Below are 18,256 nucleotides of genomic sequence, written 5' to 3' on the forward strand. Positions count from 1 at the left end.
ATTCTCTAGGATACTATTAGTCTCTCACTAATTTTTTATCAGTGTTGAGAAGTAGCTGTTTTTTCCGTTACGCATCTTTATGAAATATTGTCCACTTGGTAAGGATAAAAAATACTGATCAAGGGGTATACTTTTACTTCCTGATTCATTTTCAGTTTCATTAAAAGATCTTAAAACCCTTCCTGTAATATCCAGAATAGATATATTAGATGTAGTATTGGCTCGAGCTTGATATGTAAGAACAATGGGAGAGCCATCTGTGGGATTTGGATGAACAATCATATCTAGTTTTGCAACAAATGTATCGTCTTGCAAGCTTTGGTTTTCTTTAGTAAGTGTACTAATAATAACATCCAGGTTTCCTGGAGCAGACCAATTACCAGCTGCATCTCTTACCAAACTTTTTACTTTTCCATTTCTTCTTCGAATATCCTTCGTAACTGCCGTTCCTGCAGAAATCCCCTGTGTTCCTGTCGCTCTAAATTTATAGACTTTAAGGTCATCAAACTCTACTACAGTTTTATTAGTTCTCAGTGATATAGTGCTTCCGTTTTTAATGGGGGAGCTATCTGTCCATTTTAAAATAGAGCGGTTGTTTTTAAATACTTCCAGTACTCCAAAACCCGGACTATAGGTAATTTTGTAATTCGCCCAGTTATTATCGAGAGAAACGTCTGCAATTGCTCTAAAGTTTAAAACATTATTGATAGTTTCATATATTCTGACTTTATTATCTTCTCCACTAAACCAAATGAGATATGAGTTTCCGCGTTGTGATTGTGTTGCATCACTGGCCATAATATGGATTCCGAATTTACGCGGTCCGGAAGTGGATATTGTTTTAGCTGAAAATTCATATAGGTATGGCAAACCAGAATTTTGAGAAAGATAGGTACTTAGTTTTGTATTATCGGACGAAGTATTAGATTGTCTCAGGTGTTTATCGTTGATGTTCCAGTTTCCTGCACCGGTAGTATATCCGGAATAGAGTACATTAAAATTGTCATTAAAGAATCCATTTCCTCTATTAGCATACCAATTGTCTCCATATTTTTCTAATGCCTGATAAAACCTACGAGTTACTCCCACATTATCATTATCAGAAAAGTTGGCGGTGAAATCTCCAGCTTGAGTATTACCGCCAGATGCGCTGATCGATGTAGTAGGAGCTGTGGTATCAGATCCACCGCCACTGCCACCGCAGTCATTAGCTATTAAATTACTCACTCCAGTTCTTACGCTTCCTAGAATACTATATCCTCCGTTTCCTGGACAGGATGAGCAACTTGCACCTCCATCACGATGCCCAGCAATGTTTTTAAGACTTGCATTAATAGAATAATGATATGAAGCCCCTGTAGGGTTGATATTCTCTTTATTTGCTTTCCATGCTAGTATTCTCTTCAGTGAAGTTTGAGCATTTGTGGTTGGTTTTGTACCGCTGTTACTATAATCTCCAAGCAAACAAACCCCCATTGTTTTTGCATTTTTTCCACAGAAATGAGCACCTTGTGCACGATCGCCACCCGCTCTTCCTTCGTAGATAGTACCGGTAGGGGAGATCAAAAAATTGTAACCTATGTCAGACCAACCTCTTGTGTTCATATGAAAATTTTGAACAGATCGTACTCTAGCTGCCCAATCACTACTGGAATTTGGACCTAATTCATGATGTACAATTAAATGTGTTGCAATTGTTGTTGGAAAACTACTTGCAGGATTCCTTGCTCCCCACTGGCTTCTGGATATAACTGTTGGTTTTGAGCAGGATGCTTTAGCAATTTGATTACCGCTTTCTTGTATGATCGTTTTTATTTCTTCAGGAGTGTCTCCAGGGCTATATTGACTTAAAGTCGTTTGCGTAATTGTTATTTTCTGTTTTCCTAAAAAGGTCACTTTGTATTGAATGTATTGTATATCGACTTCTAAGAATTCCATTACAGAAGCTAATTTTCTACCATTTTCTTCAAAATGACCATCAAATTTACTCTCTTTCCAATGTGACCAATTTCTTCCATTCTTTGATGTTCGAAAGTGAAGGATTATATTATTTCTGTATAAATTAGTTCCTTGCCACAAGGTATGAGCTGCTATAAAAGGTTTAGGTGCATTTATCTTGATTTTGTGAGGTTTAAGAATTAAAATAGGTGATTCTTGAGCGGTTTCATTCGTTGATATTTCTGTGGCTTTTTGATTAACTTCCGAACTTTTTTCTATAATACTTTTGGTATTAAAGAGAAGTCTAGTTTCCTGATAATCTTCTCCTTTAAAATTGTCACGCTCTTTTTCCTGACTATAAGCCGAATTTGTTAAAAATATGTATAGCGTTATGAATATGAAATAGTTGATGATTTTCATGGAACGAATTTTAAGAGTTTACTAAGAATTAATTTTATATCTACTACACCTCTTTATTCATAAGGTGTAGTAGATATTACCGTGCATAGTAGGTACAATTATTTTTTTATAATTTGAAAGACGTTTGTATTCTTTCCTTTTCTAACTTTTATAAAATAATTACCATTTGGTATGGAAGAAACATATTCACCTAAGTTTAAATTTCTTGGTCCAGTTTCTTTTACTTTATCTTCTATAGATTTTAAAATTTTACCAGAAATATCAATTATCTGAATGAGTGTGGATTCATTAGAAGTTGCTTGATACGATATATTTAGGTTTTTTCCATTTGTAGGATTTGGGTATATCGAAATTTCGTTTGTTTCAATATAAGTGTCATTCAGAAGATTTGGGTTTTCTTTGGTTAAGGAACTGATGGTTACATCCAGGTTTCCCGGAGTAGACCAATTACCTACTGCATCTCTTACCAAGCTTTTTACTTTTCCATTTCTTCTACGAATATCCTTTGTAACTGCTATTCCTGCAGAAATTCCTTGTGTTCCCGTCGCTCTAAATTTATAGACTTTAAGGTCATCAAACTCTACTACAGTTTTATTAGTTCTCAGTGATATAGTGCTTCCGTTTTTAATGGGGGAGCTATCAGTCCATTTTAAAATAGAGCGATTGTTTTTAAATACTTCCAATACTCCAAAACCTGGACTATAGGTAATTTTGTAATTCGCCCAGTTATTATCTAGAGAAACGTCTGCAATTGCTCTAAAGTTTAAAACATTATTGATAGTTTCATATATTCTTACTTTATTATCTTCACCGCTAAACCAAATGAGATATGAGTTTCCTCTCTGTGATTGTGTTGCATCACTCGCCATAATATGGATTCCGAATTTACGGGGTCCGGAAGTTGATATTGTTTTAGCTGAAAATTCATATAGGTATGGTAAACCAGAATTTTGAGAAAGATAGGTACTTAGTTTTGTATTATCGGACGAAGTATTAGATTGTCTCAGGTGTTTATTGTTGATGTTCCAGTTTCCTGCACCGGTAGTATATCCGGAATAGAGTACATTAAAATTGTCATTAAAGAATCCATTTCCTCTGTTAGCATACCAATTGTCTCCATATTTTTCTAATGCCTGATAAAACCTACGAGTTACTCCCACATTATCATTATCAGAAAAGTTGGCAGTAAAGTCTCCGGATTGTGTATTTCCTCCAGATGCGCTGATCGATGTAGTAGGAGCTGTGGTATCAGATCCACCGCCACCACCACCAGAGCAGTTACCAATACTATTCTCTAAAGCAGCTACATAAGCATCAGCAAATTTGTTTCTCCAAGAATCACTCAACAATTTTGATTTGTCTGAAGAATCCACAAAGCCAATTTCGTTAAGAACACCGATAGCATTATTACTGGTAAGAACTCCAAGGTGAAATATATAAGATGCATCTTCAACGGATCTTCTGTCTTTCCACTGCCCTTTCTCTACCATTCTATTTTGCACTTCCCTAGAAAATCGACTATTATCGGCATCTTTAGAATTGCTACGATTACACCAAAAAGTTTCAGTACCGGAACCACCACCACCATTACAATGAATACTTATAAATCGATCCGCGTTCCAACTATTAGACATGGTTCTTCTTTGTGTAAGTGAAATCCAACCATTTCTAGTCGTTCTTGTCATTCTTACGGTCCAGTTACCACAACCATTCTGGAGTTTACTACGAAGTTTTAACCCTACAGATAACGCTGTAGCATGTTCTGTGTCTGTTCTTCCATCAGGATCGGTTATTCCATTAGATGCATAACCATGTCCGGGATCTATAACTACTACTTGCGCATTAGCTGTGAGGGAAAGGATAAAAAGAAAGAAAACATAATAGCGAATATTATTTTTTGAAAATATATTTTTCATTGGTTTAGTTTTTAAGTTTAAAATCTGCAATAAAAATTTTACCTGTTTTTTCATCAGAAAAAGCAATTCTCTTTCCATCCGGAGAAACATCTCCCCACATTTCTATTCGATCTTTAGTAGAAGTCAGTTGTTTTTTGTTTAAAGATATTGTCGAAACAAAGTAAAGATCTGATGATGTTACATTATGTCCATCATTACTTTGATCTTCAAAAGTAATAACACCTTTACTATCGGGTAACCAGGAACTTGCTATTCCGACTCCTAATTCTTTTCTTTCCTGACTTTTGTAAATTGAATACAAATAGATCATTGGGCCATTGTGTACAATAACAGATTGTTGATCAGGAGAAACAATGGGATGGTAAAATTGACCATCTTCCTTACTAATTATCCAAGGTGTTCCATTGATACCTTCTTTTGCCTCAAGTTTTAATGTCTCTTGATTTATATAGACAATAAGGTCTTTATTGGATTTATTGATTTTCGTACTATTTGGATGAACATCTTTTAATATTTTTTCTTTTCTTGTCTTAAGATTAATACTTTTTACTTGTACATCAGAAAAAGTTCCTCCTTTCGGTTTTGCTCGAAAAATTATGTTTTTACTATCTGGTGTCCAATTAGCTAAATAGCCAATTCCTTGTGCGCTTTTTACTTTACTAATTTTAGGTTTAGTTCCTATTTTTAATACATAAAGGGCGTCATTATGATTATCTGTAAACAGGATTTTCTGTCCATCTGGAGACCAAACCGGAGTGCTATATTCTCCTTCATTCGTTATAGGTTTGCTATTAGAAATAATTTGAGATTGTACAATTGAACTGAATAAAGCGCATATGACAATACACACTATTAATTTTGTTGTTTTCATAAAGATATTTTTATTTTAAGTGTACGTTGTAGACATCGGTTTGAAAAAGAAGAAAAGGGTTCTGATAATTTTCTTATCATCATCGTTAACCAAACTGATAGAACCCTTTTACACACACATTTTCAAACTAATTTTTGATGACGGGTAATACTTTCGAACCATTTTTACTACTTACTTTAATAAAATATTGTCCATTTTTAAAAGAAGTAAAGTAATTACTCAGATTCAGAGATTGATGAACTGATTCTTTAGAATACTTGTAAAAAGATGTTAAAACCCGTCCCGTAATATCAGTAATAGATATGGCGGTATAAGCGTCGGATGCAGATTGATAGTTTAGGATTATACTTGTTCCATCTGTAGGGTTCGGGTATACCAAAATATCATTTGTTTCAATATAAGTGTCATCCTGGATATTTGGATTTTCCTTGGTTAAGGAGCTTATAGTTACATCCAGATTCCCTGGAAGGGACCAATTACCAGCTGCATCTCTTACCAAACTTTTTACTTTTCCATTTCTTCTTCGAATATCCTTCGTAACTGCCGTTCCTGCAGAAATCCCCTGTGTTCCTGTCGCTCTAAATTTATAGACTTTAAGGTCATCAAACTCTACTACAGTTTTATTAGTTCTCAGTGATATAGTGCTTCCGTTTTTAATGGGGGAGCTATCTGTCCATTTTAAAATAGAGCGGTTGTTTTTAAATACTTCCAGTACTCCAAAACCCGGACTATAGGTAATTTTGTAATTCGCCCAGTTATTATCGAGAGAAACGTCTGCAATTACTCTAAAGTTTAAAACATTATTGATAGTTTCATATATTCTGACTTTATTATCTTCTCCACTAAACCAAATGAGATATGAGTTTCCGCGTTGTGATTGTGTTGCATCACTGGCCATAATATGGATTCCGAATTTACGCGGTCCGGAAGTGGATATTGTTTTAGCTGAAAATTCATATAGGTATGGCAAACCAGAATTTTGAGAAAGATAGGTACTTAGTTTTGTATTATCGGACGAAGTATTAGATTGTCTCAGGTGTTTATCGTTGATGTTCCAGTTTCCTGCACCGGTAGTATATCCGGAATAGAGTACATTAAAATTGTCATTAAAGAATCCATTTCCTCTGTTAGCATACCAATTGTCTCCATATTTTTCTAATGCCTGATAAAACCTACGAGTTACTCCCACATTATCATTATCAGAAAAGTTGGCAGTGAAATCTCCAGCTTGAGTATTTCCTCCAGATGCGCTGATCGATGTAGTAGGAGCTGAGGTATCAGAGGATGGAGGAGGTGTACCAACTGTATTGTTTGATTTATAGCGATAATCCTGTCTAGGTTCTCCTATTCCCTTAAATCTGCCTTTTGTAGAAGCATTTCCTCCTGCTGCTCTCCACTCAAAATGGATATGATCCCCTGTCGATCCTCCCGTGGTACCTTCTTTGGCAATCACTTGCCCTCTTGTTACTGTTTGGCCATTAGATACTAAAAGACTTTTGTTATGGGCGTAATATGTTCTTGTTCCATCACTGTGTCTTATGATGACTAACCTACCATAGCCAGAACTTAGACTTCCACTAACTCCGGAAAACGTAACAGTTCCACTTGCAGCGGCCCTAACGTTTTGATCACTTGACAACGAAGTAGCAAAATCAATTGCTGCATATCCATGATGACCTCCAGGGCCAAAAATATTGCATCTGCCTTGATTTACATGAGATCCTGATGGGCCTGGAGTTCCGTGTCTTGATACACAAAGACTTACTCCAGCATCCCAAGGAAGGTAATAATCAAGAGATGAAAACTTACTTTGAGTTTTTTGAGATGTTGAATTGCTAATTTGATGTTTCCAACCTTTTAAAGTTATTGATTGTCCTTTAGAGGATATAATAGTTCTGGCTTTACCAGTTTGTATATTAAACTCATATAGAACATCCGTGTTACCATGAATATAATCAACGGAATCGTCCAATGTTCCCAAAAAGAATAGTTTGGAGCGATCTGGAGATATTAGGGGTGTTCTAGTATAATGAAAAGGAATATTAATTTTTTTTGTTTCTTTAGTAGATAGGTCATAAATCAAAATACCTTCATGCTCTCGGTCACTGTCCAGATATAATAATTCTACTAAAATCTTATTAGGAGCATTTATCCATCCAATAGGTTTTAATGCTTTTTGATTTCTACTTGTGTTTTTATTTATGAGAAGTTGTCTGTTTTTTGAGGTCTTACCGTTAAACTCAGTAAGTTTAAAACCAGCTTCGAATTGTTCTCTTTCCATGAAAACCCAACGCTCTGCATCAAAAGGACTTTGCAGTGCTTGAAATAAGTCATAATCGTTAGATAGTTTTATTTCTGTAGAAATTTCTTCTGGATAGATTGCGATCTTGTCTAAAGCTTTAAATGTGGAGTTAGAATTATAGTTTTTAGACGTTATGTTATTTTTCTTTCTAGTTTCTATATCAAAGGAAAATGTTTTTCCATTTTGGTCAAAAATAATTTCCTGTGCACTGGAGATAGATATGCAGAACAATAATACCCAAAGGGTATTTAACGTAGTGTTTTTCATAATGACGAGTTTGTGTGGTTTGATATTAATTCTAAACACTTATAGAAAATATATAAGCTTTTAGAATTAGTTCGAAATGTATGAACACTTTTTTAAAAATAATTAGGCACTTGTTCTCAATTTGCCTCGTAAAGCTTTGATTATATGATTTAATGGTAAATGTCCTTTAGCTTCATTGTGAACTTAAACAATGCATTGGTTCCCCTTATATTTAACTTTTTACAAATGTTTTGTCGATGATTTTTGATCGTTTTCTCACTTTTAAAAAGGTCAATAGCAATTTCTTTATTTGTTTTACCAGAAGCGACTTGATTTAGGATTTTTATTTCTGTTTTAGACAAGGTGTTCTGTATTTTATGAGAAGGTTTTGGTATAGGATTGCCCTCTCCATTCCACCATGATTCTCTAAAAACTCTACTTATATACGGTTTATTTTGAATTGCTCTTCCCGCACATTTGGTTATATTTTCTACTGTTTCAGCTTTGTATAGAATCCACTTGATCTCCAATTTTTTTAGTTCTCTAATAAGCCAATCATCCATAGAAAAAGACATAATGATTATTTTGGTTCTATTCGCGTGAAGTCTAGCGTATTTTGCCAATTCTATACCGGAATTATCAGAATTCAATGTAGCGTCAATGACGATGAAGTCGGGTTGGCGATCTACAATTACTTTTTTCAAAGTTTCTAGACTGCTTATGTCTTCATACAGGTTAAATTTCATGTCTTTGGGAGCTTCTAGCATAGCCCTTATTCCAAGACGCTTAAGAGGATCATCGTAGGCGACCACTACATCGTATTCTTTCATGTGTGTACTTTTTTACAAAAGAAAATTAATAAACTAAACAAAAAATTATTGGCAGGGTTTCGTAAGAAAATTGAACCGAAGTATGTTTAGATGCATATTGCCTGATTTCTTGTTTTTTTAAAAAAAGTACTTGATAAGTGTTGAGTGGAATAATAAGTTAAATGTAGCATAGTGTTAGTTTTATTTGTGACACTTTAAAGTTAAAATTTATTTCTATTGTTTTTCAGTGTAATTTTAGTTTTCGATATAAAGTGTATTTTTTTGGATTAATTAATGAGATTATGGTAATTAGAATGCATTATTTTTATGAATACATTAAAATCGATTCTTTATTAGTATAGTGATTTACTAGGTTAATAGCAATGGGGTTTCTTTTTTTTCTTTTACTTATGTAAGATTTTTCGTTCTTGTTTATTTTGTTATTTTCCGTGATTAGATGAGAAATAAGTTGATTATACTTGTATAATTAACTTTTAAACTCTTTAGAATCAAACTTTAGATTGCTTAATAGTATGATTTTGTATCAACTTTAAGATTCATTACTATAGGCATCATTCCATCCAAGTTGTATTATCAATGAACTAAAGTTACTATTAGATAAATTGATTTTTTAAGAGAATTGATACTTACTTAATATGAATTGATATCTTAGTTATATTTCGCCATAACTTGAATCCAATGATTATTTAGAAGGCAAAAAATCTAAGCAGTTTTGCTCAATCTTTTTAAAAATTTAGGATCAAGATGTAATAACTAGTATGTTTACTACATCATACCATATTGACTTAATAATTGATTTCTTATTTAAACATTTTAGATATATCGAACCAAGAATATGCAATTTTTCCCAACATTAGCTATTTTTTCAATACGAATGAAATTAAAGTCAAATGCTTTAGTAATCACTATGATCTTCGCAGCGTTTTTTTTAGTGAATTCAAAAGCTTCGCGCAAAATTATTCGATTTCCGAAATTCAGGGATTAGAACAAAAATTAAATAAAAAGTATAGAGAACTTAATAGGTTAGATTCTTTGATCACAGTTTATTGGAATGTTAGTTCTGACTCCGCAGCTAAATATATAAACAAAGGGCTTAACCTTTCCAAACAGATTAAGGATTCTGCACATATTGCTTTTTTTTATGACAGTTATGGGAATTATTATAACGATCAAAGAGTATATGAGAAGAGTATCAAGTATCTAGATACCGCATATTCTTTTTATGTCCGTTTCGAGGATACAACCAAAATGGCAGAGGTTCTAATAGATATAGGCGTTGGTTATTCTAGATTAGGTAAGTATGATAAAGAGTTAGAAGCAACCTCAAAAGCATTGGTGTTACTGGAGAATGAAAAAGATAGCTTTTTACTATATTCAGTTTGTAATAATTTAGGGACTTTTTATTTATCTACGGGAGAATTAGATAAGGCAGAGTCCTTCCTAAACCGTGCTTTGAAAATCACTAAATCTCTTAAACTCTCAGAATTTTCGTTGGTACCTAATCTTAACTTAGGGAATATTGCCCAGGATGAAAAACAATTTTCAAAGGCAATAATGTATTACAAAGAAGTTTATCGAATTGCAGACTCATTGAATGTACCTTTATCTAAAGGGCTTTCTCAGAGCAATATGGCATATACTTTTTTTTTTAATGAAAGACTATAAGAATAGTGTTTTTCATGGAATAAGAGGATTAGAAGTTTTAAAAGAAAGTCAAAGTAATCCTGAATATATTAGTAATACTTTGCATACCCTCGGTGTCTCTTATTTTTTTACAAAGCAATATGATATTTCAGAAGCTTATTTTTTGGAAGCTTGTGAATTATCTCTTAAAAGCGGTTACAAAGAAGGTCTTATTGATTGTAATAAGGGATTATATGATATTCAAAAAGAGAAAAGAAATTTTGAAAAAGCATTACATTTTTATCAAGAATATATTCGGTATAGAGATAGTGTTTTTAATATTCAAACCTTTCAAAAAATAAATAAAATTGAATCAGAAAAGTTGGTTAGTAAAAAAAATCAGGAGATTGCAAACCTTTCTATAGATAGAGTAAATAGTGAAAATGAATTAAAAAAAAGCTACAATAAATATGGAATTGTTCTTTTGGTATGTATTGTGACCTTGTTCTTGGGAATAGTATTTTATGCCTTAAGAAATAGAGCAATAATTGCGGAAAATAAGGAGAAAATATTACAAAGTAAATTACACGCATTACGATCTCAGATGAATCCTCATTTTATTTTCAATACACTTAATAGTGTGCAAAACTTCATCTTAAAATCTGAAAAATTTGAAGCGTACAATTATCTAAATAGATTTTCCGAATTGATACGCTTAATTTTAAATAATTCTAAGCACTCTTTTACAGAGCTAAACAAAGAAATATTGTTAATCAGGATGTATGTAGATTTAGAGCAATTACGATTTAGAAATAAAATTAAATATATTGAGGATATAAATTTTGATGTAGATAATGATAATACTCAAGTTTCTGCTATGATTCTTCAACCCATTATCGAAAATGCTATTATTCATGGTTTAATGGGTAGAAAAGAGGGAGGATTTATTAAATTAACAATCCGTAAGCAGAATAATATGGTGAAATGTATTATCGAGGATAACGGTATAGGTAGAGAAAATTCAGTAATAAAAACACAGGAAAAAGTAAATAAGCACTTGTCTATGTCTGGTATGAATACCAAATTGCGTATTGAAATGTTGCAAAAAAATGGACATCCAGATTCTTTTTTTAATATTGAAGATCTTTATGATAGTGCCAAAAAGCCATCTGGAACAAAAGTTACCGTTTTATTACCCATAATGACAAGCCAATGATCAAAAGATTAAAAACAGTAATAATTGATGATGAACCTAGTGGAATAGAAAATCTAGAGGAACTTATTACCCAATTTTGTCCTCAATTAGAAATCATCAATACAGGAGAGACGTTAGAAGAAGCAAAATCGATCATTGATACTATTGATTTTGATTTAATCTTTCTGGATGTACAAATAGGTAATTCCACTATTTTTGATGTGATCTCCAAATTAAAAAAGAAAACTTTTGAAATTATATTTATTTCAGCACATAATCATGCATTAAAAGCTTTTAAATATGATGCTGTCGATTACCTACTAAAACCTATAGATATAAAAAAATTAATTGATGCAGTAAATAGGGCAAATCTAAAAATCAGTAATGATGCTTATTCTAATCATGCAAAAGATGTGTTGTCTAAAATTAAACAACCTAATACCCAAAAGGAGTACATTCCTGTTCCCACTGCTGATGGTTATGAAATGATCAAAGCTAATTCCATACTATACTGCATCGCAGATGGCAGTTATACGCAGGTTGTCACCAAAGATAGAGGTAGTATTATAGGTTCTCAAAATCTCAAATATTATGAAGAGCTGCTAAAATCCTTTAGTTTTATTAGGATACATCATTCTAGTCTAATTAATTCCGAATTTATAAAGCGTATCTCCAGAACCGATGGAGGATGTGTTACGATGGAAGATGGTAAAGTATTATCTATTTCCAAATCTAAAAAAGAAGAAACCTTTAAAAAACTGTTTCTTAAATGAAAGAATTTACTCGTCATTGACTAATTATATGATTCTCTAATGTATTAAGAACTTTTATATAGGGAAAAGAGCCTTTTTGCTATCCTAAAGTATTCAAGTAACCAACAGTTGTTATAATTTACTCACCAGTTACCAAGCCAAAATTGCCAACGGTCAAGTGTACCTTTTTCATTGAGAATAGCAAGTTTAAGTTTGCACCAAATATTTCAGTAACTTAAACTAACAATATGAAATTATTACATTTTTTATGTGCAATTATAGTAGTAGCTATGTTCACAAGTTGTCAAACGGATGAGGGGTCTTTATCCGATATTTCAGAAGTAGATGCGCTTGCACTGGAGCTCAACACTGAGAATGAAAGGTATCCATTAATTAATAGTGAAACTGTCTTTACAAAAAGTTTTTTTGGTGCGGAAACTGAGTTTCATACGGTAGAAAATTTTTATGTCCTGGGTGATATGCTTTTGACTAAAAAGCAAGTAGAAGAGTCAAATAATATTGCTAAAGGTGTTATCGAAAATCTAAGCAGTCGTCTATGGCCACAGCGTGGAGATTTTCACGAAGTTCATTATGTAGTTGATCCTAGTTTGCCAAGAAAAGAAAGAGTTTATGATGCAATTCGCCATTGGGAACAGAGAACATCTATACGTTTTATTCCACGCACTAATCAAAGAGATTATGTGAAGTTTGAGCAACGTAATGGTTGTTTTTCTATTGTTGGAAAATTAGAGGCAGGTGGTGAGCAAATTATATCTGTTGGGAGTGGATGTTCTACAGGAAATACAATCCATGAGATTGGTCATGCTATAGGTTTGTTTCATGAGCAGGGACATCCTCAAAGGGATAATTTTGTAAACGTTCTGGAAGAGAATGTATTTCCTCAAGGTAGGGTAGGGAATTTTAGAAAGCTAAATGCAAATTCAGTTGAAACAACGAGCTTCGATTTTGGCTCTATTATGATGTATGGCTCCTTCTTTTTTAGCAATCCAAATGATCGTAAACCAACTATTACAAAAAAAGATGGAAGTACATTTAATGTACAGCGTAATGGATTGAGTCCAAAAGATATTGAGGTTGTAGATTTTATGTATCCAAATAAATTTGATACCAATGCAATAACTGATATTAATGGAAACTGGGCTTATAATGAAATAGCTCACTTTATCAGTAATGGAAAATTGAGAGGATACCCTAATCGAACTTTTCGACCAAATAATTCTATTACCAGAGCAGAATTGGCAGCTATGATTGTTGCTACTATTCCGCTAAGCTCTTCTAACAATGCACCTACATTATCAGATATCTCAGGACATTGGGCAGAGAATGCTATTAAACAAGTGGCAAGAGCAGGATTTATGTCTGGATATCCTGATGGTACTTTCCGCCCTAATAGAAATGTTACAAGACAAGAAGTAATTGTAGCGTTAACTAATGGAGTAGGTTCTAATTCAAATAATGTTAATGAGTTAAACTTTTTTAGTGATGTTAACTCCATAGCTAACTGGGCAAAACCAGCTATTTTGAGAGCTTTTAAAAACAAACTTATTGTTAATTACGCTAATAAGCGTAGATTAAATCCTACTAGAAATGCAACTAGAGCAGAAGTTGCAGCAATTCTATATAGAAGATTAGTATGGAGTCGGAATATTGCACATCCATATACAAGCCCTTATTTAGCTCAATAAATAAAGTACACTAAAATAAACGAATCGTCAAATTGCAAAAATACCGGAGATTTTTCCTTCGGTATTTTTCATTGTGAATTTATTTTAAATTGAAATACGAATATATGTGTCAATTTCCCCTGTAAATAATAGAAATTGATACTTACTTGATTTTGATTGATAATTATCTACTTGGAGACATAAGTTAGTATGATTGTCTAATGAATGGTTATTAAAAATCCATTTAGATAATTGTATACTGAAATATTGAATAGCATTTGACAGAAGTTGAATAATCTAAAAAACTGAGTTTTACTTTTAAAAATTTTACCGGCTAATTGAATCAAACGCTAAATATACCATAAACAATGTATAAACTTTTCTAAAAACGTACGGTTTTAGTGCTTTTTGGGGAATCTTTAACAACGTAAAATATTGTTTGTTAGTATCTTAAGGTAAAATAGAAATTATGAAAAAAGTACTACTTATTATGTTGTTTTTTGTTGGTTTAACTTCTTTGTATTCCAACATAGGTTACACTGAAGCTAATGTATTAACTTTTGTAAATGATAAAGCATTTTCTTTTGAGCTCGACGCCACATCTACGCAACAGTCTATTACCATCTTATCTGATGTAAAAGAACCTATGTTAATTAAGATTATTGACAAATCCGGTTTCATTAGAATTCAGAAAAAATTACATCTCGATAGAGAAATCGATCTCTCTTTATTGGAAGAAGGACTATACCTAATCAAAGTACACGTAGGTAATCATATGGAAGTCAAAAGATTTTACAAAGGTAATGATGGTGTTGATATTAGATGAAATATGCTAGATCAGTATTTTTGATGATATTAAGAGAAACTAGATTAACAAAGATTTGATTACAATAAAGTCGAATCGCTTTACTATCAAATTTCGAGATTGAACATTGTAGCATAACAAAAAAGCTTCTGTCAACAGAAGCTTTTTTGTTATTAATAACTACTATATAAAATAGTTTGCTAAGAGCTTTTGACTATTTTTTTTATCAATTTTGAGGTTCCGTATTCTAAAATCAAAATATAAACGCCATTTCTATATGTGGATAAATCAATTATTTGTGAAGTTTGATTTAACGAATTTGGAGATGTTCTTTGTATAAGTTTTCCGTTGATATCTAAAACTGAAATATGGATTTCTGAATTGCTTGGAATTCCATTAATATAAACAAGATTAAGTAATGGATTTTGATAAATATTAATACTGTTTTTATCCAATTCTGATATGTTCAGGGTTGACTCAATATTGATCGTAAATTGTATGGTTTGGGAAGCTCCGTTACAATCATTTGAAAAATCAACTTGCGCCGTCCAATTACCTTCTACTTCAGTATCATTATCCGAAACAGAGGTAAACGAAATCTCTTCTGATGAATACGTAGTATTATTTGGAGCTGTCCAAGTTAATTCACCATCGTATAGGTTGGACGGTAATCGTAAGCTGAAATCACTGCCTGTATCGATATTCAATTCTGTAGTATTTGCTATGTTAGTGTATTCAGTATTATCTATATTTATTTGGACAGCGTCAGATAAGTCTGCATTCAGCGGATATACCGTTAGAATTAGATTTTGAGTACTATCTTCATCGCAGGCATTCTGATTTTTATACCGTACAATATACGTCCCAGAATCGGATGGTGCTACATTGGTCAATTGCCAGGCAGTTGATAAATCAGGCGTTGTATCTATGGTTCCGTCAGGATATTTGATTTCGAAATTAGATGTGCCGGCATTTTGGACTCCAAGATAAATACTGGCGCCTTCACAAATTTCCAGATTATCTTGTTGAAACCAACTGGCCCCATCATTTACAAATGGCGTCAGTGCAAGTGGTTCCTGTACGTTCAATACGATGGTTGCTTGTGCAATACAAGATCCATTATCATAAGAAACCAGATACGAACCGGAATCCGATGGTTGAACGTCATTGAAGATCCACGCTGTAGATACATCCGGAGTATCATCGATTATTCCATCCGGATATTGTATTTGCACATTTTCTGATCCTACATTCTGCATTCCTAAATAAATATTGGTTCCCTGACATACTTCAAGAGTACTTTGTTGTAGCCATTCTGTTCCGTTGTTTACAAATGGAGTAACTACTTCGTCACACTGTAATGGTGATAATGAGGCTTCAAAAATTCCTCTTCCATGCGTTCCTATAAATATTTTGTCTTCATTTAAATACTGAATCTCAATATCATTGACTGATGTATTCGGCAGACATCCATATTTTTTCCACTCCTGTGTTTCGTTTTCAAGAAAGAATACACCGTTGTATGTTCCAATAAAAATAGAACCCGCTTGGGTATCATAAGTTTCCAATGATAAAATAGGAATGTTTGGCAAATTATAAGATATATTTTCCCAATTAATTCCTCCATCAGTCGATTTATAAACTTTACCGTTATTGGTATATCCGCCATACGAGATGAAGACCGTATTTTCATCCGTTGGATGAACTTCCAGATCAGATATGTATTGATTTAGCGGAGTGCTATTCGAAGACCAATTTAAATTAGTTGGATCTTTTGCATAAACTACATTAAATCGAGAAGCATATATTTTATCAGAGTTAGTTTTAGCAATTGCGATTTGTTCCAAATCATCAGAAGGACTCACATTATTACCAATAATAGTCCAATTAGTACCTTGATCATCTGACGCATATACACTATTATATCCAATAATAATGCGATTAGAATTGTTAGGATCTAATTTGAAAGGAGTTTCCCAAGCTCCATTTCCGTCCTCTCCCGGAGGAGAAATGAAAGTTCGGGTTCCGTTGACCCATTTCCTTAACGCCCCATTTTGAATGGCATAGTATCGGTTATTAGGATTATTAAAATCTATTTCTTGTCCCATTCCATCAGCGGTGGGTTCATAACTTTGCCAAGAACCATTAGAGTTTCTGGTTACGTTTCCGTTATCTTGAGATCCTGCTCCTAATATATTCGGATCGGTTTGAGAAATGGCAATATCATAGTATTGTGTGATAAATAAGTCCGAAGATAAGTTCGCAAAGGAGTTATTGGATACAGAATACCTAAATATTCCTCCGTCATTACAATAATAGATAAAATCTGACTGTAATGGATTCGTGTAAATATTTCGTTGATCTACATGTATAAAAGGTAGGCCATTTTGTCCTAACCACTGTGTTGTAGCTTGAAAACTATCACCTTCGTTACTGGAGGCATAACATTCAAAATTACCAACAACGATATTTGAATCAGAATTATTAGCGAAGGAAACAACACAATTAGATTCTGGTAAGGTTTTTTGACTAAAGTTTTGTCCAAAGTCTGATGATACATTAAGCGTAGATCCGTTAGTAATGGCTACATACCCGGAATTGGATTTGGTTGAAACTGAAATTCTAACTTGACCACTTCCAAAATCATTATTTAGGTTAAAGCTTTGACCATTGTTAGTGCTTAAATAGAACTGACCGCTAGACCCACCTGCATATGCGTCATTAGAGTTTATACTATATCTAACTGCTCTGATATTTGCATTGATTATTTTAGTAGTAGTATTAAAATAATCGGTTGTTCTATATAGTCCATCAGAGGTTGCCACTAAAAATTCATCAGCGTTATTGGGGTTTACATCTATTTCATAAATTCTAATATTTTGTGGTAAGGTGAATGTTAAGTTAGTTGGTGCAAAGCTTACGCCTCCATCATTTGATTCGTATATACCAATACCAGGAGGACCATACCAAACAATATCACTCAATGCAATAATAATCCTATCCGGATTAGCAGAATCCACAATAATATCTGAAACCGCTGTGTGAGGTAAGTTGTCGTTTAAATTGGTGTACGATTGACCTCCATCTGTAGTTTTCCAGATTCCTCCAAAAGCAGCACCTACCCAAAACGTATCAGGGTCCGTAGGGTGAAATCCGATACTGCTTACTCTACCCATATCAATTTGATAACCAAAATTACCATTGTAGTTTACTGCACTCCATTGTGCATTAAAATCAGAATCTTGACAATTGGCATTAGAAGAACGTTTTTGGGATATATTAGATTGAGTGAAATCTCCTAGAGTACCATTTTCATTTAGATGGTGTTTCCAAAAACTTTTCCACCTTTGATATTTCACGAAATCACCGTCTCTAAAGTCCCCTTGTGATAATTCTGCAAAAGTCAATCCCGGACAACTTATTTTAAAATAAGCATCTGCTTCTTTTATAATATCATCAAAGGTTACTTTTTGACCATTTTTTTGTATCAGAAACGGATTAGAGATTATTTCTTTAATGTTTCTAGCGGGTTCTTTTTTTTGCGAAGTTACTGTCATGCATAGAAGTGAGATGAGCAGTACGATGAATGTTCTCTTCATTTTGTTGAGTTTTGTGTGTATGATAAGTTGATTAAACAATGCAACTTATCCATTTTTTTTGGAGTTGTGTATTA

The 18,256-nt window shown here is 33.1% G+C and carries 11 protein-coding genes; 5 read left to right on the forward strand and 6 right to left on the reverse strand.

Going from position 1 to position 18,256, the window contains the following annotated elements:
- Positions 1–27 precede the first annotated feature (27 nt).
- The 5 genes from Q0910_RS06285 to Q0910_RS06305 form a co-directional block, all read right to left on the reverse strand.
- Positions 28–2,358 (reverse strand): N-acetylmuramoyl-L-alanine amidase, encoded by a 2,331-nt coding sequence (locus tag Q0910_RS06285; RefSeq protein WP_299213682.1) that lies wholly within the window; start codon positions 2,356–2,358, stop codon positions 28–30.
- Between the two features lie 98 nt (positions 2,359–2,456).
- Positions 2,457–4,274: an N-acetylmuramoyl-L-alanine amidase gene (locus Q0910_RS06290; RefSeq protein ID WP_299213683.1), complete on the reverse strand. Its 1,818-nt coding sequence runs from the start codon at positions 4,272–4,274 to the stop codon at positions 2,457–2,459.
- A gap of 4 nt (positions 4,275–4,278) precedes the next feature.
- On the reverse strand, positions 4,279–5,145 hold the full coding sequence (locus tag Q0910_RS06295; RefSeq protein WP_299213685.1) for a hypothetical protein: 867 nt from the start codon (positions 5,143–5,145) through the stop codon (positions 4,279–4,281).
- Positions 5,146–5,272: 127 nt separating this feature from the next.
- Positions 5,273–7,714: a peptidoglycan DD-metalloendopeptidase family protein gene (locus tag Q0910_RS06300; RefSeq protein WP_299213687.1), complete on the reverse strand. Its 2,442-nt coding sequence runs from the start codon at positions 7,712–7,714 to the stop codon at positions 5,273–5,275.
- A 149-nt stretch (positions 7,715–7,863) separates the two neighbouring features.
- Positions 7,864–8,523 carry a response regulator transcription factor gene (locus Q0910_RS06305; RefSeq protein WP_299213689.1) on the reverse strand — a complete coding sequence of 220 codons (660 nt, stop codon included), beginning with the start codon at positions 8,521–8,523 and terminating at the stop codon, positions 7,864–7,866.
- A gap of 1,032 nt (positions 8,524–9,555) precedes the next feature.
- Here Q0910_RS06305 and Q0910_RS06310 point away from each other — a divergent pair.
- The 5 genes from Q0910_RS06310 to Q0910_RS06330 all read left to right on the forward strand — a co-directional run bounded on the left by Q0910_RS06310 (position 9,556) and on the right by Q0910_RS06330 (position 14,604).
- Positions 9,556–10,188, forward strand: a complete 633-nt coding sequence (locus Q0910_RS06310; RefSeq protein WP_299213691.1) for a tetratricopeptide repeat protein — start codon at positions 9,556–9,558, stop codon at positions 10,186–10,188.
- A complete protein-coding gene (locus tag Q0910_RS06315) occupies positions 10,175–11,362 on the forward strand; it encodes a histidine kinase (RefSeq protein WP_299213693.1) in 1,188 nt (395 codons plus the stop codon). The genes Q0910_RS06310 and Q0910_RS06315 overlap by 14 nt, the downstream gene beginning before the upstream one ends.
- The gene (locus tag Q0910_RS06320) at positions 11,359–12,114 is read left to right on the forward strand and encodes a LytTR family DNA-binding domain-containing protein (RefSeq protein ID WP_299213695.1); all 756 of its coding nucleotides are present in this window, start codon (positions 11,359–11,361) and stop codon (positions 12,112–12,114) included. The genes Q0910_RS06315 and Q0910_RS06320 overlap by 4 nt, the downstream gene beginning before the upstream one ends.
- A 227-nt stretch (positions 12,115–12,341) precedes the next feature.
- Entirely contained in the window at positions 12,342–13,799 is a 1,458-nt protein-coding gene (locus Q0910_RS06325; protein ID WP_299213697.1) for a M12 family metallopeptidase, read from the forward strand.
- A 448-nt stretch (positions 13,800–14,247) separates the two neighbouring features.
- Positions 14,248–14,604 (forward strand): T9SS type A sorting domain-containing protein, encoded by a 357-nt coding sequence (locus tag Q0910_RS06330; RefSeq protein ID WP_299213699.1) that lies wholly within the window; start codon positions 14,248–14,250, stop codon positions 14,602–14,604.
- Positions 14,605–14,783: 179 nt separating this feature from the next.
- Here the strand turns inward: Q0910_RS06330 and Q0910_RS06335 are convergent, their stop codons facing one another.
- Entirely contained in the window at positions 14,784–18,182 is a 3,399-nt protein-coding gene (locus Q0910_RS06335; RefSeq protein WP_299213701.1) for a T9SS type A sorting domain-containing protein, read from the reverse strand.
- Positions 18,183–18,256: the final 74 nt, after the last annotated feature.

The organism is uncultured Aquimarina sp. (assembly GCF_947495315.1).
In the GTDB taxonomy this organism is placed as follows: Bacteria; Bacteroidota; Bacteroidia; order Flavobacteriales; family Flavobacteriaceae; genus Aquimarina.

What these genes read in the sequence shown, in the direction of transcription:
- Q0910_RS06295 (WP_299213685.1), bottom strand. Translation starts at nt 5,145, where the DNA reads ATGAAAACAACAAAATTAATAGTGTGTATTGTCATATGCGCTTTATTC.
- Q0910_RS06325 (WP_299213697.1), top strand. Translation starts at nt 12,342, where the DNA reads ATGAAATTATTACATTTTTTATGTGCAATTATAGTAGTAGCTATGTTC.
- Q0910_RS06290 (WP_299213683.1), bottom strand. Translation starts at nt 4,274, where the DNA reads ATGAAAAATATATTTTCAAAAAATAATATTCGCTATTATGTTTTCTTT.
- Q0910_RS06305 (WP_299213689.1), bottom strand. Translation starts at nt 8,523, where the DNA reads ATGAAAGAATACGATGTAGTGGTCGCCTACGATGATCCTCTTAAGCGT.
- Q0910_RS06330 (WP_299213699.1), top strand. Translation starts at nt 14,248, where the DNA reads ATGAAAAAAGTACTACTTATTATGTTGTTTTTTGTTGGTTTAACTTCT.
- Q0910_RS06300 (WP_299213687.1), bottom strand. Translation starts at nt 7,714, where the DNA reads ATGAAAAACACTACGTTAAATACCCTTTGGGTATTATTGTTCTGCATA.
- Q0910_RS06335 (WP_299213701.1), bottom strand. Translation starts at nt 18,182, where the DNA reads ATGAAGAGAACATTCATCGTACTGCTCATCTCACTTCTATGCATGACA.
- Q0910_RS06285 (WP_299213682.1), bottom strand. Translation starts at nt 2,358, where the DNA reads ATGAAAATCATCAACTATTTCATATTCATAACGCTATACATATTTTTA.
- Q0910_RS06320 (WP_299213695.1), top strand. Translation starts at nt 11,359, where the DNA reads ATGATCAAAAGATTAAAAACAGTAATAATTGATGATGAACCTAGTGGA.
- Q0910_RS06315 (WP_299213693.1), top strand. Translation starts at nt 10,175, where the DNA reads ATGAAAGACTATAAGAATAGTGTTTTTCATGGAATAAGAGGATTAGAA.